General features: G+C 56.3%; 9 protein-coding genes. 6 read left to right on the top strand and 3 right to left on the bottom strand.

All coding sequences use genetic code 11. The features are described from left to right. Nucleotides 1-488: 488 nt before the first annotated feature. The 3 genes from Q371_RS22985 to Q371_RS22975 are packed head-to-tail and all read right to left on the bottom strand — an operon-like array spanning nucleotide 489 to nucleotide 2,857. Nucleotides 489-1,325 (bottom strand): 3-hydroxyacyl-CoA dehydrogenase family protein, encoded by an 837-nt coding sequence (locus Q371_RS22985; protein ID WP_034345268.1) that lies wholly within the window; start codon nucleotides 1,323-1,325, stop codon nucleotides 489-491. Between the two features lie 10 nt (nucleotides 1,326-1,335). Further along, nucleotides 1,336-1,656, bottom strand: a complete 321-nt coding sequence (locus Q371_RS22980) for a YciI family protein (protein ID WP_034345263.1) — start codon at nucleotides 1,654-1,656, stop codon at nucleotides 1,336-1,338. Nucleotides 1,657-1,678: 22 nt separating this feature from the next. Beyond that, entirely contained in the window at nucleotides 1,679-2,857 is a 1,179-nt protein-coding gene (locus Q371_RS22975; RefSeq protein ID WP_034345261.1) for a thiolase family protein, read from the bottom strand. 460 nt (nucleotides 2,858-3,317) lie between these two features. Here Q371_RS22975 and Q371_RS22970 point away from each other — a divergent pair, with 460 nt between their 5' ends. From Q371_RS22970 to Q371_RS22945, 6 genes are all read left to right on the top strand, one after another. Continuing rightward, nucleotides 3,318-3,788 carry a DUF456 domain-containing protein gene (locus Q371_RS22970; RefSeq protein WP_034345258.1) on the top strand — a complete coding sequence of 157 codons (471 nt, stop codon included), beginning with the start codon at nucleotides 3,318-3,320 and terminating at the stop codon, nucleotides 3,786-3,788. Next, nucleotides 3,785-4,000, top strand: coding sequence for a glutaredoxin family protein (locus tag Q371_RS22965; protein WP_034345256.1), 216 nt, complete (start codon nucleotides 3,785-3,787; stop codon nucleotides 3,998-4,000). Before Q371_RS22970 ends, Q371_RS22965 begins: the two co-directional genes overlap by 4 nt. Nucleotides 4,001-4,003: 3 nt before the next feature. Then, nucleotides 4,004-4,900: a prolipoprotein diacylglyceryl transferase gene (locus Q371_RS22960; protein ID WP_034345255.1), complete on the top strand. Its 897-nt coding sequence runs from the start codon at nucleotides 4,004-4,006 to the stop codon at nucleotides 4,898-4,900. Continuing rightward, complete coding sequence (gene glmU, locus Q371_RS22955; RefSeq protein ID WP_034345254.1) at nucleotides 4,893-6,329, top strand: bifunctional UDP-N-acetylglucosamine diphosphorylase/glucosamine-1-phosphate N-acetyltransferase GlmU; 1,437 nt, start codon at nucleotides 4,893-4,895, stop codon at nucleotides 6,327-6,329. The genes Q371_RS22960 and glmU overlap by 8 nt, the downstream gene beginning before the upstream one ends. A gap of 129 nt (nucleotides 6,330-6,458) precedes the next feature. Further along, complete coding sequence (locus Q371_RS22950; RefSeq protein ID WP_034345253.1) at nucleotides 6,459-6,650, top strand: twin-arginine translocase TatA/TatE family subunit; 192 nt, start codon at nucleotides 6,459-6,461, stop codon at nucleotides 6,648-6,650. Between the two features lie 68 nt (nucleotides 6,651-6,718). After that, nucleotides 6,719-7,837 (top strand): TIGR04053 family radical SAM/SPASM domain-containing protein, encoded by a 1,119-nt coding sequence (locus Q371_RS22945; protein WP_034345250.1) that lies wholly within the window; start codon nucleotides 6,719-6,721, stop codon nucleotides 7,835-7,837. Nucleotides 7,838-8,231 lie beyond the last annotated feature (394 nt).

Here is an 8,231-nt window from a genome sequence, read left to right as displayed (position 1 = left end):
ATGTCCTTCACGGTTTTGACCTCTGGGGCGGTCTGTGGGGTTTTCTGGTCGGTGGTGGGACGGGCCGTGCATCCAGCAAGGAGCACCGCCATCAGGAGCAGACGGGACTTCATTGCCTTTAGCGTACCCAGAAGGTCAGGTTCTGAGGTGAGTTGGAATTGAGGGATTTCTCACGGTTTTGAGGGGAGTTGCTGAGAGCCCCATAGAGCCGAGAGCCGAGAGCCGAGAGCCGAGAGCCGAGAGCCGAGAGCCGAGAGCCGAGAGCCGAGAGCCGAGAGCCGAGAGCATCGTGCTATACGCAGAAAACATTTTCAAGGGAAACTGTAGGGGCGCAGCGTGCTGCGCCCAAAGGCAGAAACCTCAGACACACGTTGTAGGGGCGAGGCATTCCTCGCCCTTTATTGCTGTAGCCAAAGCTTTTTTTGCCCTCGGCTCTCGGCCCTTGGCATTTCTCTTATGCCCTGAGCCCTCGGCGGGCGAAGCCCTCTTCAATACGTGTAAAACCCTCTCCCACTCTTGCGCCCATACAAGCCCGCCTGCACCATCTTGCGAAGCAGAGGGCTCGGGCGGTATTTGTCATCTCCCAATCCCTGATGCAACACTTCCATGATCGCCAGACAGGTGTCCAGACCGATGAAATCCGCCAGGGTGAGGGGTCCCATCGGGTGGTTCATGCCCAGTTTCATGATGCCGTCGATGGCCTCGGGGGTGGCGACCCCTTCCATGACGCACTGGATGGCTTCGTTGATCATGGGCATCAGGATGCGATTGGAGACAAAACCGGGGAAATCGTTGCACTCGATGGGGGTTTTGCCCATCTGCTTGGCCACATCCACCACAAATTCAGTGGTGGCATTGCTGGTGGAGTAACCCCGGATCACCTCCACCAGAGCCATCAGGGGCACCGGGTTCATGAAGTGCATGCCGATGAATTGCTCTGGACGCCCGGATGCGGTGGCCAGACGGGTGATGGGGATGCTGCTGGTGTTGCTGGCCAGCAAGCCCTCAGGCTTCACAATTTGCCCGAGTTTCTGGAAGAGGTCCAGTTTCAGGCTTTCGTTTTCGATGATGGCCTCGACAACCAGATCACAGTCTGCAAAGTCTTCCAGAAGGGTGGTGAACTGGATCCTTGCCAGCACAGTTTCTGGAGCATCCGAAATTTTGCCTTTTTCAAAGAGTTTGGTCAGGGATTTGAGGATGGTGTTCTTGCCTTTTTCCAGAGAACTTTCGTGCACATCCTGCACCACCACGTCAAAACCGCTCTGGGCGGCCACCTGAGCGATGCCGCCTCCCATCTGTCCTGCTCCAATCACACCAAATTTCATGGGGTTCTCCTCATTCAACAGCTGCCACACCCGGCAAATCCAGAGTCGGGTGGCGCTTCACAGGTTCAAATTCGATCACTTCGTACTCTGCCACACCTGCAATCACAAAAGGGTCTTCCAGAGTGGTTTTTTGCCATTCTTCTCTGGTGCCCCCTTTTGCAAGGATGATGCCTCCATCTCTGGGCACCTGTGGTCCAGAGACCAGAAACTGGCCGCTGCGGTAATACACATCGAGCCATTCCCGGTGCTCCAGACGTCTGGCTTCCACTTCTGCGGCAGGTCGGATGTATTTGACGATCAAAACGAACAGGTTTTCAGTGCTGTGGGTCATGCCTCTTTATAACCCTTACAGGTCAAAGGCGCTTGACCGCCAGAGCCAGACCGTTGCCCCCTCCCATGCAGAGGGTGGCCACACCCAGTTCCTTGTTTTGTTGTTTCAGGGCATGCAGCAAGGTCACCAGAATTCGTGCACCACTGGCCCCAATGGGATGCCCAAGCGCCACTGCGCCACCATTGACGTTGATGCGCTCTGGATCGATGCCAAGTTCCTGCGTGACGGCAAGGGCCTGTACGCTGAACGCCTCGTTGACTTCCCACAGGTCGATGTCGCTGCCTTGCATGCCCAGTTTCTTCAGCAGGTTCTGGGTGGCTGGAACGGGGGTCATCATCACCCACTCGGGGTCAAGGCCTGCCGTGGCATACCCGACAATTTCTGCAAGGGGGGTGAGGCCGTGGGTCTGCGCGAATTCCTCGCTGACCACCAGCAAACTTGCAGCAGCATCATTCAGGCCGGGGGCATTGCCTGCGGTCACACTGCCCTCTTTTTTGAAGGCAGGTTTCAGCTTCCCGAGGGCCTCCATGCTGGTTTCGCGTCTGGGGCTCTCATCGGTGTCGATGACGGTGGTGCCTTTGCGTCCAGCGATCTCCACAGGCACAATTTCTTCTTTGAACCGTCCTTCGTCGATGGAGTTCAGGGCTTTCTGGTGGCTGGTGTAAGCATAGGTGTCCTGACTGGCCCGGTCCAGACTGTATTTGTCGCACACCAGTTCGGCAGTGAGGCCCATGTGCTGGTCGGTCATGGCGCACCACAGGCCGTCCTGAATGTTGGCATCCAGCGCCTGTCCATGCCCGAGTCGGTACCCCTGACGGGCACCCATCAGCAGGTGGGGGGCATTGCTCATGCTTTCCTGACCCCCTGCCAGCACAGCCTGTTGATCTCCAGCACGGATGCTCTGGGCCGCCAGCATCACGGCTTTTAGACCACTTCCGCACACTTTGTTGATGGTGAGTGCCCCAACACTGCTGGGAAGTCCCGCTTTGAGGGCAGCCTGACGTGCAGGGTTCTGACCACTGCCGGCCTGAATCACCTGCCCCATGATCACCTCTTCAATCAGGCTGGCATCCAGTCCTGCCCGACGCAGGGTTTCCTTGAGGGTGATGCTCCCGAGTTCAGGGGCACTGAGGCCACTGAGGCCTCCGAGAAATTTACCAATGGGGGTGCGGCTGGCACTGACAATCACGGCTCTGGGCATGATTTCAACATCCTTTCGTGTGGGACAATGGACTCAGGCCTTTTGAAAGCCTGAAAAGCAGACGTGTGTGAACTGTTGTTGATCCTAACATACTGTTGGTCTGACAACTATGTACAGAATGAAAATCAGTAAACCACTGGAAATAACATGAAAATCTCAGGGAAACCTCGGGGGATACCGTTTTTGGATAGGTTTTTATGCGAGGACACTTGCATGGGTTGGACCGAGAGCCGAGAGCCGAGAGCCGAGAGCCGAGAGCCGAGAGCCGAGAGCCGAGAGCCGAGAGCCGAGAGCCGAGAGCCGAGAGCAGGATGCAATTCGTAGCCATGAGGGTCAAGGGGATTGGGAATGTTCCTCAAAGCTTAAGCCAAAGCTTTATTTGCCCTCGGCCCTATGCTCTCGGCCCTCGGCATCTCCCCTGTCACACACTTTTCACCCTCTTGTAGTACGCTGTCAGTCAATGGAAATCGTTGTTTTCGTGCTGGTGTGGCTGATCGGACTGGTGGGCACATTCATCCCCGTGCTGCCCGCAACCTTCATTGTGTGGCTCGGAGCCCTGATTTACGCTTACATGACCGGGTTTGCAGAAGTCACGTGGGCGTGGCTGATTGGCCTGGCCTTGCTTGCCCTGCTGACCATGACCATCGACAACATTGCAAGTGCGTGGGGCACCAAGAAATACGGGGGCACCAACCTTGCAATGCTGGGTGCAGTGGTGGGAGGCATCGTCGGGATCTTTCTGGGACCTCTAGGCCTCTTCATTGGACCGTTTGCTGGAGCGTTCGGGTTTGAACTCCTCAACAAGCAACCTCCAGAGGCAGCCCTGAAAAGTGCATGGGGTGCTGTGGTCGGTCTGCTGGCTGGGATTTTCGGCAAGTTCATCATGCACCTGATCATGGGTGGACTGGTGCTCTGGAAGGCCCTCACGTGAAGACGTTTTACAGCCGTCCCGGTTGCAGCCTGTGTGACAAAGCCGAAATATTGTTGCAGGAGGCGGGCATCCCGTACGAAAAAATCGACATTTCCAACCATCCAGAGCTGGAAGCCGAATTTGGCTGGGAGATTCCGGTTCTTCTGGATGGAGATCAGGTACTCTTAAAAGGGATTTTTGTGCAGGACGATGTGAAGGAGTTGAGGGAGTAAAGCATGGATCCAATTTTCATACAGATCGGAAGTTTCAGCATTGCATGGTATGGCGTTTTGATGATGGCGGGCATCATGGGTGGGGCCATCCTTGCCCAGAGGCTTGCGGTCAAAAAAGGCCTGAATGCCAACCTGATCAGCGACATCATTTTCTGGGCCGTCATCTGGGGGGTGATTGGGGCGCGGGTGCTGTTTGTGATGACCAGCCCTGAGGCTTTTGCAGGGATCACCGATCCGGGTCAGAAGTTTCTGGCGTGGGTCAACATCCGCACAGGTGGACTGAGCATCCACGGCGGTTTGCTGTTCGGGATTGCTGTGTTCCTGTACTACCAGTGGCGCTACAAAATCAACTTCTATGAGTATGCATCCCTGCTGGCCCCCGGTCTCGGGTTGGGCATCATGGGAGGGCGTCTGGGCAACATCATGAACGGTTCAGACACCGTGGGCCGTCCCACCAACCTGCCCATTGGATTTGTGTGGCCTGACTGGGCCAAGGGTTTCCACAATGCCATGTGCAACGCCAACAACCCGGAGAATCTGGCCCAGTACTGCACCAACGGTCTGGTGACGGTGCCTGTGCACTTCACCCAGCTTTATGGGGTTTTGATTGGTCTGCTGATTTTTGTGCTGGCCTGGAACTGGATGAAAACCAAAACCGCCTATCAGGTGTTTTACCTGACCGTGATGTGGTACAGCATTCTGCGATCGGTGGTGGAAGAAACCTTCCGCTTGAACCCCCTGACGTTCCCCGTTTACGAGACCACCAGTCCAAATGAAATTGGGATTGGTCTTTTCACCCTGACTCAAGTCGCCAGCGTGGTGCTGGTGATCTGGTGCATCATCATGTTGATGCGTGAACCCAAAGAACAAAAACCTGTGAAGGAGCAAGTGCGTGCTTGAAGTTGTGATTCTGGCCGCGGGACAGGGCACCCGCATGAAGTCCAAACTGCCCAAAGTTTTGCATCCAGTGTGTGGTCGCAGCATGCTGGGATACAGCGTGTTGCGTGCTCAGGAGATGGGCGCACAGAAAATCGTGGTCGTGACCGGTCACGGTGCAGAGAAAGTGGAGCAGGCCTTTGCTGGCTCTGGTGTGGTGTTTGCCCGTCAGGACAAACAACTCGGCACCGCCCATGCTTTCTTGCAAGCTGTGCCTCACCTGTCGGGTGACTCGGATGTGCTGGTGCTCTACGGAGACACCCCCCTGATCCGTCTGGAAACCCTGCAAAACATGCAACAAGCACACCAGAGCTCTGGAGCAGGCATGACCGTCTTGACCGCTGAACTGCCGGATGCCACCGGATATGGTCGCATCGTGCGTGGCACAGACGGGACCGTGGAACGCATCGTCGAAGAGAAAGCTGCCAGCGCACAAGAAAAGCAAATCCGCGAGTTCAACAGCGGTGTGTACATTTTCAATGCCAAGGGTCTGGAACTGGTCTCCAAAATTGGCCTTTCCCAGCCTGCCAACGAGTATTACCTGACCGACATCCTTGAACTGTACCGTCAGGATGGGGCCACCGTGGAAGCCTTCAAAATTCAGGATGCTTCTGAACTCTCAGGGTCCAATGATCGGGTGCAACTGGCAGAGGCCGATCTGGTGATGCGCAGACGCATCAACGAGCAGCACATGCGCGGTGGGGTCACTCTGGTGGACCCAGAGTCCACCTACATCGAAGACACCGTGAAAATCGGTCGGGACACCCTGATTGAACCCGGCGTGCTCCTCAAAGGGGAAACCGTCATCGGTGAGGACGTGCGGATCGGGGCTTACAGCGTGGTGCAGGACAGTCTGGTTCAGGATGGGGTCACCATCAAGAGCCACACCGTTCTGGAAGGTGCCGAAGTGCACTCTGGTGCAGATGCCGGTCCTTTTGCCCGCCTGCGTCCCGGCGCAGTGCTGGAAAAAGACGTGCACGTGGGCAACTTCGTGGAAGTCAAAAACGCCCGGATGCTGGAAGGGGCCAAAGCCGGTCACCTGAGTTACCTCGGGGATGCCACAGTGGGCCGGGAAGTCAATGTGGGTGCAGGCACCATCACTGCCAATTACAACGGCATCGACAAAAACCAGACGGTGATTGGAGATGGGGCTTTCATTGGCAGCAATTCGGTGCTGGTGGCTCCCATTGCAGTCGGCAAAGGAGCCATGATCGCGGCAGGCAGCGTTGTCACTCAGGAAGTTCCAGATGGGGCTCTGGGTGTGGCCCGAGGTCGCCAGCGCAACATTGAGGATTTTGCACGCCGTTTCTGGGAGCAAAACGCCGACAAGGTCAGCAAAAAACACGCGGTTTTGCATGCATGGTTACAGGAACAGCAGGTCAAGAATTCCTGAACGTGCATTTGACCTTGGCAAGATAAGCTGAACAGGTCACAATGGTAGGGTGCACGGCCCAAAACGGGGTCACTGCCTTTCAGGGAACTTTCACCCTCGGCAGGCATTCTAAGAAAGTAGGAGGTTGACATGAACCTAGGCCCCGGTGAAATTGTCCTGATCTTGATTGCCGTCCTCTTGATCTTCGGACCCAAAAAACTCCCTGAGCTCGGCAAGAGCCTCGGGCAGGGCATCCGCGAGTTCAAAAAAGGCACCAAAGAGATCCGCGACGATCTGGAATCCAGCTTCAAAGACGAACCTGAAGCCCCCAAAAAAGCTTAACGTTGCCTTTTCACAGGTGGATTGTCCGTTGGGACAATCCACCTGTTCTTGTGGGCGTACTGTGAGGCATGAGACCCAATTTCTCGCAGTACCCTTTTCTGGTGGCCTGGGAGATGACCCACGCCTGCCTGATGGCCTGCAAGCACTGCCGTGCTTCCGCAGAAAAAAACCCCTTGCTGGGTGAATTGAGCACCGAACAGGGCAAAACCCTGCTGGATGAACTTTCCACCTTTGAGCCCAAACCTCTGGTTCTGATGACCGGAGGCGATCCCTTGCAGCGCCCAGACGTTTTTGAACTGATCGAACATGCCAGAGCACGGGACCTGAAGATCGGCTTCACCCCTGCGGCCTCCCCTGCCCTGACCCGCGACATCATCGTGAAGCTGAAAGCGGCTGGAGTCACCCGTCTGGCCCTGTCTCTGGACGCTGCAAGCGCAGACCTGCACGATGCTTTCCGGGGTGAACCCGGCACCTTTGAACGCACCATGCAGGCTCTGGACTGGGCCAGAGAAGTGGGCCTGCCGACCCAGATCAACACCACTGTCACGCGCAACAACAGTGAAGACATCAAAAAACTCCCTGCCCTCATGGAAGAAAAAGGGGTGGTGCTGTGGAGCGTGTTCTATCTGGTGCCTGTGGGACGTGGGCAGATCCTCAAGCAACTGACCTCCCACCAGTTTGAAGACCACCTCCACTGGCTGTATGAGCTGTCCCTGACCTCCAGTTTCCATGTGAAAACCACCGAAGCCCACCACTTCAGACGGGTGGTCATGCAAGAACGGGCCAAACAGGTCAGACAGGACCATGCTCTGGCCGCCGGAGAAAGCCTGCACGGCAGTTATTTCAAAGACGGCATGGAACACTCCCGCATCGGGGTCAGTGATGGCAACGGCTTTGTGTTCATCAGTTGCACCGGAAACGTGTCCCCCTCAGGGTTCCTGCCCCTCAATGCAGGCAACATCAAAACCTCCAGCCTGAAGGAAATCTATCAGGACAGCCTGCTGTTCCGTGAACTGAGGCAAAAAGGCCTTTTAAAAGGCAAATGCGGCTTCTGCGAATTCAAACAAATGTGCGGAGGCTCTCGGGCCAGAGCGTGGGCGGAAACCGGGGATCACATGGCTGCGGAGCCGAGGTGCAGTTATGTGCCACCGGCATTTCTGGAACGTAAGATTTCTGCTGCCTTGTAGGGCTCCCTGAAGCCGAGAGCCGGCGGCCCAGCGCCGAAGAAGCCGTCTTCGAGGCGCGTCGTCAGGGCCAAGACAGAGCCGAGAGCCGAGAGCCGAGAGCCGAGAGCCGAGAGCCGAGAGCCGAGAGCCGAGAGCCGAGAGCCGAGAGCATCGTGCTGTTCGTTCAGGAAATAGTCAAGGGGCTGTAGGGGCGCAGCGTGCTGCGCCCTGAACGCTTTAGCCAAAGCTTTTTTTGCCCTCGGCCCTCGGCCCTTGGCTCTCGGCCTTTTTATAGCCTTCTGCCTCCTTGCAGACCTTTCTCTTATCTTTCTCCAGTACACTGTTACTAGCATGTCCAAGACTCCTGCAAACGCTGAAGCCCCCCTGCTCGAACACTTAGAAGAATTGCGGATCC

Source organism: Deinococcus misasensis DSM 22328, from assembly GCF_000745915.1.
GTDB classification, from domain to species: domain Bacteria; phylum Deinococcota; class Deinococci; order Deinococcales; family Deinococcaceae; genus Deinococcus_C; species Deinococcus_C misasensis.
This window is presented reverse-complemented; position numbering and strand designations above follow the sequence as displayed.